General features: G+C 59.6%; 13 protein-coding genes. 4 read left to right on the plus strand and 9 right to left on the minus strand.

The window, feature by feature from the left end; genetic code table 11:
- Positions 1-42: 42 nt before the first annotated feature.
- Positions 43-462, minus strand: a complete 420-nt coding sequence (locus EI293_RS14290; protein WP_125438969.1) for a hypothetical protein — start codon at positions 460-462, stop codon at positions 43-45.
- Positions 463-677: 215 nt separating this feature from the next.
- On the opposite strand from EI293_RS14290, the gene EI293_RS14295 reads away from it, so the two are divergent.
- A complete protein-coding gene (locus tag EI293_RS14295; protein WP_125438971.1) occupies positions 678-1,961 on the plus strand; it encodes an MFS transporter in 1,284 nt (427 codons plus the stop codon).
- An 87-nt stretch (positions 1,962-2,048) separates the two neighbouring features.
- Here EI293_RS14295 and EI293_RS14300 read toward each other — a convergent pair whose 3' ends face one another.
- From EI293_RS14300 to EI293_RS14310, 3 genes are all read right to left on the minus strand, one after another.
- Positions 2,049-2,795, minus strand: a complete 747-nt coding sequence (locus EI293_RS14300; protein WP_125438973.1) for a copper resistance protein NlpE N-terminal domain-containing protein — start codon at positions 2,793-2,795, stop codon at positions 2,049-2,051.
- 201 nt (positions 2,796-2,996) lie between these two features.
- Positions 2,997-3,605: a hypothetical protein gene (locus EI293_RS14305; protein WP_125438975.1), complete on the minus strand. Its 609-nt coding sequence runs from the start codon at positions 3,603-3,605 to the stop codon at positions 2,997-2,999.
- A gap of 109 nt (positions 3,606-3,714) precedes the next feature.
- Complete coding sequence (locus EI293_RS14310) at positions 3,715-5,208, minus strand: alpha/beta hydrolase family protein (RefSeq protein WP_125438977.1); 1,494 nt, start codon at positions 5,206-5,208, stop codon at positions 3,715-3,717.
- Between the two features lie 340 nt (positions 5,209-5,548).
- On the opposite strand from EI293_RS14310, the gene EI293_RS14315 reads away from it, so the two are divergent.
- Positions 5,549-6,244 (plus strand): SGNH/GDSL hydrolase family protein, encoded by a 696-nt coding sequence (locus EI293_RS14315; RefSeq protein ID WP_125438979.1) that lies wholly within the window; start codon positions 5,549-5,551, stop codon positions 6,242-6,244.
- Between the two features lie 138 nt (positions 6,245-6,382).
- On the opposite strand, the gene EI293_RS14320 is transcribed toward EI293_RS14315, so the two are convergent.
- From EI293_RS14320 to EI293_RS14340, 5 genes are all read right to left on the minus strand, one after another.
- Complete coding sequence (locus EI293_RS14320; RefSeq protein ID WP_125438981.1) at positions 6,383-7,393, minus strand: acetate and sugar kinases/Hsc70/actin family protein; 1,011 nt, start codon at positions 7,391-7,393, stop codon at positions 6,383-6,385.
- 59 nt (positions 7,394-7,452) lie between these two features.
- Positions 7,453-8,481 (minus strand): hypothetical protein, encoded by a 1,029-nt coding sequence (locus EI293_RS14325; protein WP_125438983.1) that lies wholly within the window; start codon positions 8,479-8,481, stop codon positions 7,453-7,455.
- Between the two features lie 168 nt (positions 8,482-8,649).
- The gene (locus EI293_RS14330; RefSeq protein WP_125438985.1) at positions 8,650-9,315 is read right to left on the minus strand and encodes a hypothetical protein; all 666 of its coding nucleotides are present in this window, start codon (positions 9,313-9,315) and stop codon (positions 8,650-8,652) included.
- 347 nt (positions 9,316-9,662) lie between these two features.
- Positions 9,663-10,355, minus strand: coding sequence for a hypothetical protein (locus EI293_RS14335; RefSeq protein WP_125438987.1), 693 nt, complete (start codon positions 10,353-10,355; stop codon positions 9,663-9,665).
- A gap of 643 nt (positions 10,356-10,998) precedes the next feature.
- Positions 10,999-11,847, minus strand: a complete 849-nt coding sequence (locus EI293_RS14340) for a toll/interleukin-1 receptor domain-containing protein (RefSeq protein ID WP_125438989.1) — start codon at positions 11,845-11,847, stop codon at positions 10,999-11,001.
- Positions 11,848-12,075: 228 nt separating this feature from the next.
- On the opposite strand from EI293_RS14340, the gene uvrA reads away from it, so the two are divergent.
- Both uvrA and EI293_RS14350 read left to right on the plus strand, forming a co-directional pair.
- Positions 12,076-14,928: an excinuclease ABC subunit UvrA gene (gene uvrA, locus EI293_RS14345; RefSeq protein ID WP_125439091.1), complete on the plus strand. Its 2,853-nt coding sequence runs from the start codon at positions 12,076-12,078 to the stop codon at positions 14,926-14,928.
- Between the two features lie 268 nt (positions 14,929-15,196).
- On the plus strand, positions 15,197-16,003 hold the full coding sequence (locus EI293_RS14350) for a TspO/MBR family protein (protein WP_125438991.1): 807 nt from the start codon (positions 15,197-15,199) through the stop codon (positions 16,001-16,003).
- Positions 16,004-16,019 lie beyond the last annotated feature (16 nt).

Raw genomic sequence — 16,019 nt, forward strand, 5'->3', positions numbered from 1 at the left:
GGGTGAGGTATGAACCAGACGCAATGAACTACGCCCGTAGTATCAGGCGCTGTCGTGGTGCTGGCGGCCGTTGAGCCAGGCCAGGGCACTAGTTTCTTCGGTGAAGAGACGTACATGCGCTGTTTCATCGAGCACCATCGGGGAACCGGTTGCCTGCGCTTCGGGGCTGAGTTGCCCGGCGGCTACCAGAAAAGCTAGGTACACGCGGCCTCCCAGCTTAGCCGCCAGGCCGGGCACAAACTCGGTGAGCACCCAGTGGGTGTCATCTTCGCTGGCGGGGCCACGTCTGTGCAAATCGAGCAGCCAGTACCGCGTGGGGCGGGCTGCTGCCAGAGCCTCATAGCTCTGTTGCAGCTCCCGGGCCGAAACCGGCCGCAGCCACCGCCCTGTCAATATCCCCAGCTCAGGCCGGTAGTGGAACTCAATAAACTCGGCAACGGACGTGGGGAAGGAGGCAGGCATGGCAGCAAAAAGAGTGAGGCACCCGGAAGGCCGTTGATCCAGACGCATAAATCGGGCGGCGTACACGGAATATAGGCATACGTTAAACAGCCCGCAACGGCTTGCCGGGCTTATGAAGCTGGCTCCCGTAAGCTATAAAAGTACCGTGGCTGAGCTTAGCGGGCGGGCGGTGCGGCCTACCTTTGCCATGCCGCTGCTTCCCGGCTTTTTGCTTCATGTCAGTACCTGCTTCCGATACCCCGCGCCACGACCCGTACGCCGCCCTTCACATTCCGGACTTTCGCAAGCTGATTTCGGCGCGGGTATGCCTCACGGTTGCCACCCGGATTCAGGGGTTGGTCATCAGCTGGCAGATTTTTCGGCTGACCGATGATCCGCTGGCGCTTGGTCTGATTGGGCTGGCGGAGGCTGTTCCCAGCATCGGAGTATCGCTCTATGCCGGTCACGTAGCCGATTCAGTGCGCAGGAAGAACATTATCATTGCCTCGGTGGCCACGCTGCTGCTGTGCGCGGTGGCCCTGGCACTGCTTTCCTCGCCCAAAGGGCTGCAGCTGCTGGCGCGGGATTCCTTTTATACGATGCCGCTCTACAGTGTCATCTTTGTGAGCGGCATTGCGCGGGGTTTTCTGGGGCCGGCCTTGTTTTCCTTTATGCCCCAGCTGCTGCCCGACCGGGAACGGCTGGCCAATGCCGTCACTTGGAACAGCACCACTTACCAGGCCGCCTCGGTGCTGGGGCCGGCCATTGGAGGGTATCTGGTGGCGCATCTGGGGGTAGGCAATTCTTACACGGTGGTTGTGGTTCTGCTGGGGCTGGCTTTGCTGCAGTTTGCGGCCATTGCCTCGCGGCCATTGCCGGAACAGGTAGGAGAGAAGCTGGGCCTGCGGGATAGTGTTCTGAGCGGGCTGCGCTTCATCTGGCACAATCAGCTGGTGCTGGCAGCTCTTTCGCTGGATCTGTTTGCGGTGCTTTTCGGGGGCGCCGTGGCCCTGCTGCCGGTATTCGCGGTAGATATTCTTAAGGTGGGCGCGGCCGGTCTGGGCCACCTGGAGTCAGCGCCGGCGGTGGGCTCGGTATTGATGGCTGCTTTCCTGACGTACTTCCCGTTGCGGCGTCATGCCGGCCGTAAGCTGCTGTGGGCGGTGGCGGGCTTTGGGTTGGCCACCATTGCGTTTGCGCTGTCTACCAATTTCTGGCTGTCGCTCTTCCTGCTGTTTCTCACCGGGGTTTTCGATTCGGTGTCGGTAATTGTGCGTTCCACCCTGCTGCATACCTTCACCCCGGAGCATATGAAGGGCCGCGTATCAGCCGTCAACAATATTTTCATCGGCTCTTCCAACGAAATAGGCTCCTTTGAATCGGGCGCGGCGGCCCGGCTGCTGGGCGTAGTCAACTCCGTGGTGTTCGGCGGGATTATGACCATTGGCGTAGTTGGCCTTACGGCATTGCGCGCCGACAAACTACGCCGCCTGGACATGACACCCGAGAAAAAAGAGTAGCCTGAAATGAGGCTCCCCTGCAGCGCAACCGGCCCTGATACATAAGTGGTGTCAGGGCCGGTTGCGTTGCAGGAGAGTGCCGGTGTCTTATTTCACGGCCTGTGGGCAAATAGGATCAGGCTTCATTTCCAGAATTTTATCGACTACCAGAGCTTCCTCGGTACCAGTGCCGGCTTGGGCCGTTTGACTTTTTACGGTAGCTGATACGCGCAGAAATACGGCCTTGCCAGCTTCCTTGCGGGTGGTGCCGTACTGGCGCTGCAAATCGGAGTTAAGGTCGGCGGGGGCCACGGCGTAGCGTTTGTCGGAGCCGCATTCCACAAAAACCGCCGCATCAGCTAAGTAGGTGTAGCGGCCCGTGAATTCGCGCCGGGTACCCGTTTCGCTCAGGTTGCCGTCGGTTTGGTAGTTCAGCGTGTAGTCAGCGTTGTCGGCCTGCATGGGCTTGCCATCGGCATCCAGCAGCCGCAGCTTACGGGCGGCCTCTACCTGATAGCGGCGCACCGGGTCATTTCCGCTCGGGGCCAGCGTGACTACCTGCCCGCGCACCCGCCACGGTCCCCGACGATAATTGGTAGGATTGGGGCGGCCCAGATACACCTCCTGAAGCTCGTAAAGGCTATCGGGTTTGAGCGTGAGGCGGGTGGCAATGCCTTGGCAGTCGTTGCAGGGAACCGTATCGGTGTAGACTCCTGCCAGGGGAGTGGCTGCCGCCCCGGTGTCTTTGTCGGCGGCCGGGTTATCGGGACCGGTACCGTAGGGCTGCTCGCGGCCCTGGCAGGCAGCAAACAGCAGGCATGTGATGGCGGGTACAAAGAAGCGGGAAGTTTGCATAAAGATCGGCTGGTGAAGGAATCAGTTCCTACGCAGCCCCCTTCTGAATAGATGCACAAGGAGGAAGGGCCTTCCTGCGAAAACTGAATGTGGATAAGTGTGTGGATAAACCTGTTCTTATGCACATTTCTGAAATTATGCAAGTTGCTTTTGCTGAAACTTATAGATAATAGCCAACGGCAACTTGTGCAAAGCGGTTGACTAGGCGCGCATTGGAACCAGAATAAAGGTGCCCTGCAGGCAACGTACGAAGCCGTGGCGGCGGTTGTCCTGATTCAGGTCGTGGCGTTGGTAGCGGCCGTTCAGCGAGGCCTGTCCCAGCACGAGAATGGTGTAGCCCCGGCGCCGCACCAGGTAGCGCCGCTGGCCACTGGCCCGCACCGGAAGGTAGCGTTGCTCGAACTGCTGGGTGGCTTCCCAGGCAGCCAGCAACGGCTGGGCATCGGTACCGGCGGCGCGTGCCTGCTGGTAAAGGGTAGCCAAGCGGATATCGGTAGTGTAATGAGCTTCCGGGTGATGGCGCACTACTAAATCGTGGGCCTGCCAAAGATGCTTCAACGCATTTTTCCGCAGCAGAATCTCGCCGCAGTGCCGGCAGATGTGTTCCTCGGCACCACACACTAGCTGGCCCGGCTGCCGGGCTGGCTCCCCCGAATCCGGGGTAGTCCGCTGCTCCCGCAGCACCTGCATCAGAGCCGAAAATAACTCTCCCTCACTGGCTCCGTGTTTGCGCCGCAGAATCTCCAGCGTGTGCCGGCTGAGCATCCCGAAGGAAAGGACATCGTGCAGATCGGTACGCAGGTGCAGCATGGGAGCATATAAACCCAGCCGAGACCAACGGGTTCCGCCGGAAGCTACAGTTCACCAAACAAAAACGCCGAAGCTGGCTCCGGCGCTTTCGTTTGGCTTCTGGCAATGACTAACGACTAGCCTGCGCGGTTTTGGCGTTTTTCTTGGCCGCTTTTGGTGTGGCGGTGGTTTTTTCGGCCGCTCCACCGGTAGTGGGCAGGGGCTGGGGCTGCTCGGTGTTGGCGAAAATCCATTCGCGCAATACGTTTAGGGTTTTGGGCGAGAAAACGGGCTGCTGCTCGCCGTTTACCAGCGGCCAGTCTTTCATTTCTGGTTGGTACCAATGGTTGATGCCTGCCATTTTCACGGACTTCACTTTCGCATTCTTCAGGCCCTGCTTAAGCGGGCCCATGTTCTGCTGCGGATCCACCTGCAGGTCGCTGCCGCTGCCTAGTAGCAGCACGGGGCATTTCACCGAGGCCAACGAACGGGTGGGGTCGAAATCGAGGAAGTAGCGCGACCAGGGCGAGGTGAGCTGGATGGCGCGGGCGCGGGCCATATGCGGGTCGAGGTCCACGTTGTTAAAGCGCAGGGTGGCGGCTACTTTGCCCCGGGCCTGATTGTCGTTGGGCGTCTGGCGGATGATTTCCACCATTTCCTTGTGCAGCTCCAGGGCGGCTTTCACCTGGGCCGGATTGGAGCCGATCAGGCGCATAATTTCCAGCTGCTGGCGCATAATCACGTCGCGCCCGGGTACGCCGTAGCCCGAGAGCGACACGATGAAGGCTGGGGTAGCGGGTTGCTGCTCGGCGGCGGCCAGCAGGGCCACATTGGCCCCTTCGCCGTGGCCCAGCAGGCCAATGTAGCGTTGGTCGATGAGCGGGCGGCTGCGCAGGTACACCATGGCGGCCTGCGCATCGCCCACCAGGTCGGCGGTAGTGGTCGAGAAGTGGTTGCCCTGCGACTTTCCCACGCCCCGGTCATCAAAGCGCAGCACGGCAATGCCCCGGCGGGTCAGGTAATCGGCCAGGGAGCCGAACATGCGGTAATCCTGCTGCTCCACGTCGCGGTTCTGGGGGCCGTTATCGGAGAGGAGTACCACGGCCGGAAACGGGCCGGGGCCGGCCGGCGTGGTAAGCGTACCCGCCAGCAGCAGGTTGGCTTCCACGTTCCGGAACATCACGTCGTCTTCGCGGTAGGGTGGGGTGAGGCGGGGCTTGGCGACGGTGGCCGGTTGCTTGGCGGCCGCCATTCGGGTGAGCGTCAGGGGAGCCGTGAGGCCGGGCTGCGTCCAGGTGCCTTGCAGCACCGTGCCACCGTTCTTGACTTTGCCCACGAACCGGCTGCCGGCCTGTTCGATACTGATGGTCAGGTCGAGGCCTTTCAGCGTGACTTCGGCCGGCATGCGGCTGATGCGCTGTTGGGGCGCGTCAAGGGCCGCATAATACGCGCCGTTTGACAGTGGAACGATGGTAATGATCAGCTCAAGCTGACCACCCGGAACCTTCAGCGGGCCCTTCCACTGGCCGTTCAGCACAGTGGGCGTATCGGCCGCCGCCCGGGTACTGGTAGGTAACCAATATAGCAGCCCGAGTAAGAAAAATACGGGTATGAATTTCTTCATAAAATGAAAGTCAACAAGGGTATTTTACTGCCGTAAGGGCAACTAGAGAATGAAAATATCAAACTTGACGGATACATGCCAGCCCGGGTTACGCTGGCAGTTCAAGAACGTGCCGCAGAAGATCAAAACGCCTAAAAAACTTTTGAAAACCGATCCGCCAGAGGCCCGAAAAGTATTCGGGGGGGGCTATGCTTAAGCAAGCCCCACCGCAACCTGGCGCTAACTGGTTTTCGTAGCGTATGGAGGACCAACGCAACCTGCTGCCGTTGCCTGCCGACCTTGCCCGACGCCTGTCTGCCGGTCACGGCCGCTTTCTTCGCCTTTCATCCCTTTGTGCCTGATGCTCACTACCGCTTTCCACCGCTTTTTATGCGCCAGTTTGCTACTGCTGGCCGTAGCCGGTTCTACCGCCACGGCTCAGGCCCAGGTGCAACCCGTCAACCCCAGCCAATGGACCCCCGAGCTGCGCGCTTTCACCCGCCAGGATAGCCTTACACCGCCCCCCCAAAGGCCCGTGCTGTTCTACGGCAGCTCCTCCATCCGCAAGTGGGAAACGCTGGGCCAGGATTTTCCGGGCCGGCCGGTGCTGAACCGGGGCTTCGGTGGCTCCCGCTTCCCCGACGCGCTTTACTATTTCGATAAGCTGGTAGTGGCCTACAACCCGCGCCAAGTGATACTCTATGAGGGCGACAACGACATCGGGTCGGGAGCTACTCCTCAGGAGGTATTCCGGTCGTTTCTGGCTTTCGAAAAGCTGATGCAGCAGCGGCTGCCCAAAGTGCCGCTGGTGTTTCTGGCCATCAAGCCCAGCCCCTCCCGCTGGGCGCTCTACCCGCAAGTGCAGGAAGCCAACGGCCTCATCCGGGCCTACATTACGGCTCACCCGAAATACCTGCACTATGTGGATACCGCCACGCCGCTGCTGGGCGCCAACGGCCGGCCCCAGCCGCAGTTCTATGTGTCCGACAGCCTGCACATGACGCCCGCCGGGTACGAGGTGTGGCAGCGGGCGGTGAAGCCAGCGTTAAAGAAATAAGGTAGCCCATTTCAGCCCCCACCAGCCGCACAGGTGTTCCAAGTACATACTTCTATCTCTCTCTCGACCCGGAGGGAGGATAAACAAAGAAGGGCCGGCAACTACAGTTGCCGGCCCTTTTTACGGGGGAAGAAACGTCTATTTGCTTAGCAGAAACCCAATGGTGAAGTTGGCATCCCAGTCGAAGACGAACTGCTGGCAGCCAGTGGCTTCCTGCACAGCCCGGTAGATGTTCTGACCAGCTTTCGACTTGGCGTTATCGAGCTTGTAGGCATCAGCGGCGTTGAGAACGGTATACCGCTCGTCGCCCTTACGGCTCTGCTTAGCCAGCTCATATGGAATGCCACCAATGATGAAGCAGGTTTTCCGCAGTCCGGCTGGCACCTGGCCGGCTTTGGCTTTCACGTCGGCAGCCACTGCCGCGTCGTCGGTACCGTTCTGGAAATACTTCGCGCCGTAGGTTTCCAGCGCCTTTGGCGTACCGCTTTCCAGCCAGGAGATTTTTGTGTTGCCGGAGCCGATATCCACTACAAACGACTTGTCGGCGTAGTCGCGGGGCAGCACCGAACGGAGGGCCAGCTGGCCTTCGCGCTCCGGCGTTACGGTGTTTACCACGTAACCCAGCCCTTTCAGCGCCTTGATGATTTTCTGGGTTCCTTCCGCTTTCAGTGCGCCCGAGCTGACCACGAACTGAATGTCGCGGCCGGGTACGCCGAAGTCCAGCATCTTGGCAATGTAAGCCTTCAGACCCGTGCGGATGTCGTTGTCGGAAGCCATGTTTTCGATGGCCAGGCTGGTGCCGAACTCCGCCTTTTCCAGCTTCCAGTTCTTCTGCTCATCAATGCGCACAATGAACGAGTTGAAGCCGCTGGCCCCCAGCTCCACCACGCCTTTCAGCTTGCCATTCACGGGGGCCGGAGCCGCGTAGGTGAAGGCCGTCGCCGCGGCTGTAGCGGCGGTATTCGTGGTGATGGGGCTGCCATCGGCCGCCGTTGGGGTGGTGCCCGGCGTGGTTACTTCGGTGGGCGTGGCCGTGGTGGAGTCCGGCTTCAGCATTTTGTCGCCGAGGAAGTAGCGGACGCCGAAATACGCGGCTACCAGCACGATGGCCGTGATAATGAGCCGGCCGGCTAAGGTTAGTCGTTGCATGTTTTTGAGCTGTGAGTAGGAAGGAAGAGAGAGTTTTGTAGCCGGATAGCCCGAAGAGCTCAGTCCAGCAGGCTGCGGTAGTTGGCGTCTTTGGCGGGGAAGGTTTCCCCGGGGCGCGGGGCGGTGGGCGAGTTGGCGGGGTTAGTATCCAGGCTCACCAGCTTGAACTCGCCTTTGTTGTAGGCGTCCAGCATGGCCTCGCCCTTATCGGAGAGGATGCCGTTCTGCACGTCCACGGAGTTGATGAAATCCATTGATAAATCCATGGCCCGCTTCATTTCGCCTAGCTTCTGGCTCATGTCATCCTGAATGTATTCCATCGACTCATCGAAGTAAAACTTCTTGTCCGGGTCGCCCTTGAAGATGCTCACGGCCGTGCGCAGGGCGCTGGAGCTTTCCTTCACAATCTTGTACTCCACTTCCTTCAGGCGCACCTTGATTTCGGTTTCCTTGATGATGTAGTCGGCGCTCTGGTTCACCTTTTCCATGAAGGCCAGTACCATCTGCATGTTGCGCTGCAAGGGCAGCAGCTTCTGGTTCATGTCCTGCAAACCGGCGCCTTCAATGGTGGCCAGGGAAGCCGTTTCCTTCATGCCGGGCCGGTCGAGCATGGTGCTGGCCTTGTTGGCCTCCGCGAATTTCTGCTTGATTTCTGCGTTGTTCTCGTTGATTTTCTTATTCAGTTTCACCAGCTGACCGGCCAGCGTGTCAATCTGGCCCTGCATCTTCTGGCGCTTTTGCTTGAGGTCGTCGATGTAGATTTTGAGGATGGCAATGGGGTTGAGCTGAATCACGAGCCCGGCAATTTTGCGCATCAGCGTCTTGAACAGGAAGAATGTGGCCGTGCGCACGTCGCGGCTCGTGACCAGGAACACCACCACGCCCAGCGCCCCCAGCAGAAACGCCAGGTGCAGCGTGTTGGTCGCCACTTTTATCAGGAACTCGACTATCTGGTTGAAATAATACAGGCCCGTGCCCGCCAGTCCGGCCAGCACCACCAGCCCCAGAATACCCTCGGGGCGCGACCAGAACGAACGTTTTTCCACGTCCGTCCCCCCGCCCAGCTGCGAAAAATCAGGAGTTGCCATGAGAGGTGAAATTGTGAAGTGGTGAAATGGTGAGTTGATGTTGAGGCGGCGCGGAGGCGGTGAGATGGAGCCCACGGGCGTTTGCACGGCGGCCTTACGCTACGAAAGGTAAAATGATGCAGGCAAGCAGAACGTCAGACTCACCATTTCACCATCTCACCATTTCACCTACCGCAGGTGCTGCGCTATTTTGGTGAGGTCGTCCTTGATTTGTTGGGTGAAGTGGGCGTAAGTGGCCTCGTAGTTCTGGCGGTTCTGCTGCAGCTTGCCGCTCTGCTCCGTTATTTCGCCCCCGATGGCCGTGAGCCGCTCGGTATTGGCGGCCATCTTCTGCTGAATTTCGGTGAGCTGCCGGGCCAGGGCCTCGTTTTCGGTCTGCAGCTGCTGCTGCTCGGTCTGGAGGCCGCCCACGCGCTCCGCAATGGCGGCTTCCACGCTCTTACCGAACGCCTCCCGGTCCTGGCTCAGGGTGGTGAGGTACTGGTTGGCGGTGCTGCTGAGCTGGTTTACATCCGCTGAGCCGCCCAGCGCCTTGAAGCTGGCCCAGGCCGCCTGAAACTGCTTACTCTCGCTCAGCTCCAGCCCCGCCAGCCCCCGCAGCGCCTCCCGAAACTCAAAGTAATCGGGGCCGGGCAGGTTGTGTTTGGCCAGCACGTTGGCAAAGTGCTCGGCAAAGCGCGGGTCGATGGTGCCGGGCGGGAGGGGTGCGCGAACCGGAGCCACGCCGGCCGGGGGCGCGGGGCTACCGGCGGCCGGTTGGCCCGGCGTGGTGGGTTCATCCTTGAGGAAAAAGCCCAGGATTTTGCGCCCCAGGGTGTCGTCAGCTTCTGCCATGTGCATCCGGCGTGAATAGTGGATGCGCAATGTTACAGGTTTGGCGGATTAGTTGGCCGGAAGAAGGGAAGAACATCCGGGACCGGTAGAACCTACTGACTCCACACCAGCAGCTCCGGTATGACGGCCCATACGCCAGTCGTACGCTTTTCCCGGGCACTGCCTACCCGCTGCCGCCCTTGCTCGGCTGTGCCGAATGAGGCGCACACTTCGGCCACTGTGCTACGCGCATTTGCGCGGTTGAGGTACCGATGCGTCTCTACCCGCTTCAGGCAAATACAGCAATAAGCCCGCCGTGCAGCGCACAGCGGGCCTGAAATAGTGAAACGCAGCGTGGCCGCACCGGCCTAGCTGGGCCCCGACGGCGTGGGCAGGGGCTGAAGCCTGGGGCCGGCATCCACCACGTATTCGGCCGCTTTGGTGGCATCGGTGAGTTTCCAGTAGGCTTCGCCGGCGGCGCAGAGCCGCACCAGCTGCTGGTAGAGGCCGTTGGCAAACAGGATGCGCGCCCGGGTGGCCCCGGTGCGGGTGCTTTCGGCCTCCTTGCGGTCGGTGAGGCTCTCCACGAAGTCGGCGTTCTGGCTTTCGATGGCCGCCAGCATGGCCTCCGTGAGGCCCACACCCGCGTATTCCGCCAGGTACTTGCGGCCCTGCTTCACCAGCATGGTAGCCGCCAGGTGCAGCTTGGCGTCGGAGAGGTTCTCCACGTTGCTGGCCCCGAACCGCTTGTAGCGGGCCGTGCGGGGCGGGTCCTGCGCCCCGATGATGCCCAGCGCCTCCTGCATAGCCGTTTCCAGGGCGGTGCGCACGGCCTCTTTCTCGGCCGTCACGGTAGCCCCTTCCTGTTGCACCACCGTATCGGGGTCCATTTCCCCGAACTCGGCGGTGTCGTCGATAAATTGTTGAATGCGGGCGGCCGTGATGCCCCGGCTGGCCAGCAGCGCCGCGTCGCGGGTCAGGGCCGTTTGCAGGTCCAGGCTTCGCTGCCACAGCGCGGCCTGGGTAGAGGGGTACTCGGCAATCGGGGTTTTGTCAAGCATACTGATAAGCGGAAAAAGGGATAGAATAGTCCGAAGCCAGCGTGACTCCGGCGGCGGGTAAACTACTAAATAGTAGGGCCTGCCGCAACCACCCTCCCCGAAGTTCCAGCCACCGCCCCCGAAGCTCCGCCCACCGCCTCCGAAAGTCCGCCCACCCTACCCGAAGGTTCCGCAACACCACCCGAAGCTCCGCCCACCGTACCCAAAGCTCCGCCCACTGCATCCGAAGGTCTTCCAACAGCAACCGAAGGTCTTTCAACAGCTATTTGCACCGTTTCGGGCGTGGGGGCCGGGGTTTCGGGCAGGGCGCGGCGGGCTACGGGGGCGGGGCCGGCCGCTTACGCTGGGGTGGGCGCGGTGTTGGGTGGGGTTGGGGGCGGGGTGGGGGTAATGGCGCGGTTGTCGTTCGGGGTGACGGTACCTGCCCGCCCTGAACGTCCCGTATCTGGCCCCGTACCTGGCGCGAGTTTAGCGCAGCGTAACTCGTGTCAGCCTATGACGCGAGTTTTCAACTCGCCCGCCAGAACCACCTGCCCGGCCGGCGCGGTGTTGGTTTGCCGCGTTGCGGCAGTGGAGGCGCAGCCTCCACGTCATAGGCTGGTCACGAGTTACGCTACGCTAAACTCGCGCCAGTTGGATTAGATTAGTAATCATAAAAATATTTTTTCCATAATTCATATAACTCTGTCTGCTGTTCTATTGTGATATTTTTATATTCAATCAGCTGTCCAAGAGAAAAATTAATCAACGTATATATTATTGATTTTTTTAATTCTGTATTTTTAATTTTGTATTTGTCTGTAAATTCCAAATAGCAAAGATTTATTATTTCCCAAGTTTGTATTTCTCTTTCTGGTCGTAAATCAAGCTCGTAATTATATATTGATTCATCAATATTGCATTCTATAACTTGCCCTACTCCGAAATGTATATTTCTTGCTCTTACCTCTAATCCTTTTGATAATTTGCTAAGGGGCTTCTTCTGTGGTTTTAATTCGCTTAACTTTGCTGTGGATTTGACGCTTTTTTCTAAAATTTTTTTAAATAAAAAATAGCCTTTTATGTTTTGATATATATCTGGCCTTATCTGTTCTGTTAGGGTTAGTGCTAATTTATTGATAGACATTGTTGAAGTATTCAGTGCAAACTTATCGTGAAGATATAATGAAAAATCCCTTATCTCCTCGCTGGTTATATTATGCCAGATAGGAAGTATTATCTTTTTCCCCTTGTCTTCTTTAGAAAGCAATGATCTATATTCATAATCTGTCCATTTCTTTTTTAAAAAGTCTTTGGATATAATAACAATGCCAAATTTAGATTTAATTAAGCCATTGTCTATTGATTCAGAAAGACTATCACCTACTTTGAGAGAGAATTCATCATACCATATTTTTATACCTATTTTTTCTAAAATCTCTGCTAACTGCCTGACTATAGTGCTTTTGTCTTCTGAGGCATGCGAAATGAAAGCGTCCCAATGCTTATCCATTCTGATTTTTATTATTCGTGCCGATTCATCGGTACGAGTGCGAATATCGGCGTCATGTCTTAGTACGCAAGATAGTAACACTAACCTGCATTTTGCACTACCATGTACGCTACCTTATATCATTCCAAACCCCGCGTAAAGCAACCCAGCCGCCCCCGCCGTACCTTCGCCTACCCCAAACTGAACCGGGCCGAAACCAAACCCGGCCCGCTTGCTGTTTACCGACCTATGGCCGACAATTCCGCTCTGCAAGTAGCCGCCCCCGCGGCCGACCCCATTGACCAGCTCGACCCGCGCGAGTTTATCCTCATCAAAAACGCCCGCGTCCACAACCTCAAGAACCTGAGCGTGGCCCTGCCGCGCAACAAGTTCATTGTGGTCACGGGCCTGTCGGGCTCGGGCAAGTCGAGTCTGGCGTTTGATACGCTGTACGCCGAGGGCCAGCGCATGTACGTGGAGAGCCTCAGCAGCTACGCCCGCCAGTTCCTGGGCCGCATGGACAAGCCCGACGTGGACTACATCCGGGGCATCTCGCCGGCCATTGCCATCGAGCAGAAGGTCAGCATCAAGAACAACCGCTCCACCGTGGGCACCAGCACCGAAATCTACGACTACCTGAAGCTGCTGTTTGCGCGGGTGGGCCGCACCTACTCGCCCGTGAGCGGCGAGCAGGTGAAAAAGGACAACGTGGCCGACGTGGTGGACTACCTCATGCGCCTGCCCGCCGATACCCGCGTGATGCTGCTGGCCCCCTTGCAGCCCGCCCAGGACGGCCGCCCCATGAGCAAGGAGCTGGATCTGCTGCTCCAGAAAGGCTACAGCCGCGTGGTGGTAAACGGCGAAACCGCCTTCATCGAGGAGCTCATTGCCGAAGGCCAGCCCGAAGTGAAAGGCGAAGTCTTCATCATGATTGACCGCGCCGTCATCATCCCCGGCGACGAAGACCTGACCTTCCGCCTCGCCGATTCCGTGCAAACCGCCTTCTTCGAGGGCCACGGCAGCTTGCTGGTTAGCGAGCAGGCCAGCACCGCCACAGAACCCACCACCAAACAGTTCTCCGACCGGTTCGAACTGGACGAGGTGGTGTTTGAGGAGCCGAGCGTCAACTTCTTCTCTTTCAACAACCCATACGGCGCCTGCCAGACCTGCGAAGGGTTCGGCTCGGTGCTGGGCATTGACGAGGACCTGGTGATTCCGGACAAGAGCATGACGGTGTACGAGGGCGCCATTGCCCCCTGGCGCACCGATAAGCAGAGCGAGTGGCTGAAGCCGCTGCTCAAGAACGGCATCCGCTTCGATTTCCCTATTCACCGGCCATACAACGAACTGAGCGAAGCCGAGCGCACTCTGCTCTGGAAGGGCAACAAGTACTTTGAGGGCCTCGATACCTACTTCAAGTGGGTGAGTGAGCAGACCCACAAAATCCAGTACCGCGTGCTGCAAAGCCGCTACCGGGGCCGCACCACCTGCCCCGACTGCCGGGGCACCCGCCTGCGCAAAGACGCCCAGTACGTCAAAATCCAGGGCCAGAGCATCACCGATATCGTGCTGCTGCCGGTGAGCCGGGCCCTGGAGTTTTTCCAGACCCTCGACCTGCCCGAGCACGAAGCCAAAGTAGCCGAGCGCCTCGTGACGGAAGTTACCAACCGCCTGGAGTACCTGAACCGCGTGGGTCTGGGCTACCTCACGCTCAACCGCCTCAGCAGCACGCTGTCGGGCGGGGAAAGCCAGCGGATTTCGTTGGCTACCTCCCTGGGTTCGGCGCTGGTGGGCTCCATGTACATTCTGGATGAGCCCAGCATCGGCCTGCACCCCAAGGATGCCGAGCAGCTGATTGGCGTGCTGCGCTCCTTGCAGCAGCTTGGCAACACCGTAATTGTGGTGGAGCACGAGGACAAGATGATGGAGCAGGCCGACCAGATCATCGACATCGGGCCCGAGGCCGGCAGCGGCGGCGGTATCCTGCAGTTCCAGGGCACTTACGCCGAGGTCCTGACCTCCGATACCTACACCGGCCAGTACCTGAGCGGCCGCATGGCGGTGGAAGTGCCCAAAACCCGCCGCCCCTGGCGCAACGCCCTGGAACTGACCGGCGCCCGCGAAAACAACCTCAAAAACGTATCGGTGAAGTTTCCGCTGAACGTGATGACGGTAGTGACGGGCGTATCGGGCTCCGGCAAAAGCACCTTGGTGAAGCGGATTCTGGCACCGGCCCTGCTCAAGCAGCTGGGCGGCGGCGCGGGCGAAGCCACCGGCAAGTTCGACCGCCTCACCGGCGTGAACGGGCAGGTAACGCACGTGGAGTTCGTGGACCAGAACCCTATCGGCAAGAGCAGCCGCTCCAACCCCGTCACCTATGTAAAGGCCTACGACGCCATCCGGACCCTGTTTGCCGATCAGCCGCTGGCCAAGGCCCGGGGCTTTAAACCCTCGCACTTCTCGTTCAACATCGACGGGGGCCGCTGCGAGGTGTGCCAGGGCGAAGGCCAGGTGAAGATTGAAATGCAGTTCATGGCCGATATCTACCTGACCTGCGAAGCCTGCGAGGGCCGCAAGTTCAAGCAGGACGTGCTGGACGTGAAATTCCAGGACAAGGCCATCAACGACGTGCTCGACATGACCATCGAGGACAGCATCACCTTCTTCAAGGACCAGCCCAAAATCGTGGAGCGCCTCAAGCCGCTGGATGACGTGGGGCTGGGCTACATCCGTCTGGGGCAGTCGGCCAACACGCTGTCGGGCGGGGAGGCGCAGCGCGTGAAGCTGGCCTCGTTCCTGACCAAGGGCAACACCCTGCAGAACGATAAAATCCTGTTCATCTTCGACGAGCCCAGCACCGGCCTGCACTTCCACGACATCAACAAGCTGATGACGGCCCTCAACGCGCTGGTGGAGCAGGGCAACTCGGTACTCATCATCGAGCACAACATGGACATCATCAAGTGCGCCGACTGGCTCATCGACCTCGGCCCCGAGGGCGGCACCAACGGCGGCCACCTGCTCTTCGAAGGAACCCCCGAGGATATGATCAAGCACAAGGACACCAACCACACCGCCCGCTTCCTGGCCGAGAAGCTGTAAAAAGATCAATGCGTACAGCCGTTTCGTGAATGACGCACCGGTCCGGCGGCTGCAAGCCGTCGGGCCGGTTGTCGTAAGGCTCGTCAGCACGACAACGTAATAGCGTCAGCTTGCGGTAACCGGCCCGACGGCTTGCAGCCGCCGGACCGGTGCAACGGCGCTAAAACTGTCATTCCGAGCGGAGCGAAGAATCTGAGTCGGTCCCCAAGTGGGTAACCCAGATTCCTCGCTTCGCTCGGAATGACAGTTTTAGGAGCATATTCGTCCTATGAACACTTCTACTTCTACCGCCGCCTTTGAGGCGCTGACGGCTCCCACGGAAAGCCGGGCCTGGCGTTGGGCGGCTTCGGCAGCCATTGTGGGCAATATTGCCCTGAACTACGTGTCGCAGCGGTTTCCTTTCAATGGGCAGACCAACGCAGTGGTTTCCGGCAAATACCCCACGCCGCTCACGCCGGCCGGCTACGCCTTCAGCATCTGGGGCGTGATATTCCTGAGTCTGCTGGTGTACGCCGTGTGGCAGCTGCTGCCGGCCCAGCGTCGCCACCCCCTGCCCGATGCCGTGGCCCGGCCGCTGGTGCTGGTAAACCTGCTGACCGGGCTGTGGCTGGTAGTATTCGCCTACGAGCTGCTGCCGCTGAGCGTGGTGGTGATGCTGGGCATCCTGGCCGGGCTGGCAGTAGTGTACGGCCGCGTGCGGCATTTTGCCGCTCGGGGCGAGGCGCCGGCCTGGGTTAACATTCCCTTCGGACTATACCTGGGCTGGATTTCGGTGGCGCTGGTGGTGAATGCCACCGTGGCCCTGGGAACCCGCTGGCAGGTAAGTGAGGCCAAGGGCGCAGAACTGGCCATTATCATGGTAGGCATCGTGGCCGGGCTGGCGCTGAATGTTACCAAGCGGTTCCGGGAGCTGGCTTATCCGGCGGCCGTTACCTGGGGCTTGGTAGGCATCTGGGCCGCCCGCCGGGCTGATGCCGATACGCTGGTACTGGCCTGGATGGCCCTGGCGGCGGCCGCGCTGGTGGCCGTGGCGGCGCTGGGGTTGGTATGGTGGGGCAGGAGAGAAGCGAAGTAGAACGCTCCGGTCCGGC

Origin of the sequence: Hymenobacter perfusus (assembly GCF_003944765.1) — a bacterium.
GTDB lineage: Bacteria > Bacteroidota > Bacteroidia > Cytophagales > Hymenobacteraceae > Hymenobacter > Hymenobacter perfusus.

What these genes read in the sequence shown, in the direction of transcription:
- EI293_RS14350 (WP_125438991.1), top strand. Translation starts at nt 15,197, where the DNA reads ATGAACACTTCTACTTCTACCGCCGCCTTTGAGGCGCTGACGGCTCCC.
- EI293_RS14305 (WP_125438975.1), bottom strand. Translation starts at nt 3,605, where the DNA reads ATGCTGCACCTGCGTACCGATCTGCACGATGTCCTTTCCTTCGGGATG.
- EI293_RS14310 (WP_125438977.1), bottom strand. Translation starts at nt 5,208, where the DNA reads ATGAAGAAATTCATACCCGTATTTTTCTTACTCGGGCTGCTATATTGG.
- EI293_RS14290 (WP_125438969.1), bottom strand. Translation starts at nt 462, where the DNA reads ATGCCTGCCTCCTTCCCCACGTCCGTTGCCGAGTTTATTGAGTTCCAC.
- EI293_RS14340 (WP_125438989.1), bottom strand. Translation starts at nt 11,847, where the DNA reads ATGGATAAGCATTGGGACGCTTTCATTTCGCATGCCTCAGAAGACAAA.
- EI293_RS14300 (WP_125438973.1), bottom strand. Translation starts at nt 2,795, where the DNA reads ATGCAAACTTCCCGCTTCTTTGTACCCGCCATCACATGCCTGCTGTTT.
- EI293_RS14325 (WP_125438983.1), bottom strand. Translation starts at nt 8,481, where the DNA reads ATGGCAACTCCTGATTTTTCGCAGCTGGGCGGGGGGACGGACGTGGAA.
- EI293_RS14320 (WP_125438981.1), bottom strand. Translation starts at nt 7,393, where the DNA reads ATGCAACGACTAACCTTAGCCGGCCGGCTCATTATCACGGCCATCGTG.
- EI293_RS14330 (WP_125438985.1), bottom strand. Translation starts at nt 9,315, where the DNA reads ATGGCAGAAGCTGACGACACCCTGGGGCGCAAAATCCTGGGCTTTTTC.
- EI293_RS14315 (WP_125438979.1), top strand. Translation starts at nt 5,549, where the DNA reads ATGCTCACTACCGCTTTCCACCGCTTTTTATGCGCCAGTTTGCTACTG.
- EI293_RS14295 (WP_125438971.1), top strand. Translation starts at nt 678, where the DNA reads ATGTCAGTACCTGCTTCCGATACCCCGCGCCACGACCCGTACGCCGCC.
- EI293_RS14335 (WP_125438987.1), bottom strand. Translation starts at nt 10,355, where the DNA reads ATGCTTGACAAAACCCCGATTGCCGAGTACCCCTCTACCCAGGCCGCG.
- uvrA (WP_125439091.1), top strand. Translation starts at nt 12,076, where the DNA reads ATGGCCGACAATTCCGCTCTGCAAGTAGCCGCCCCCGCGGCCGACCCC.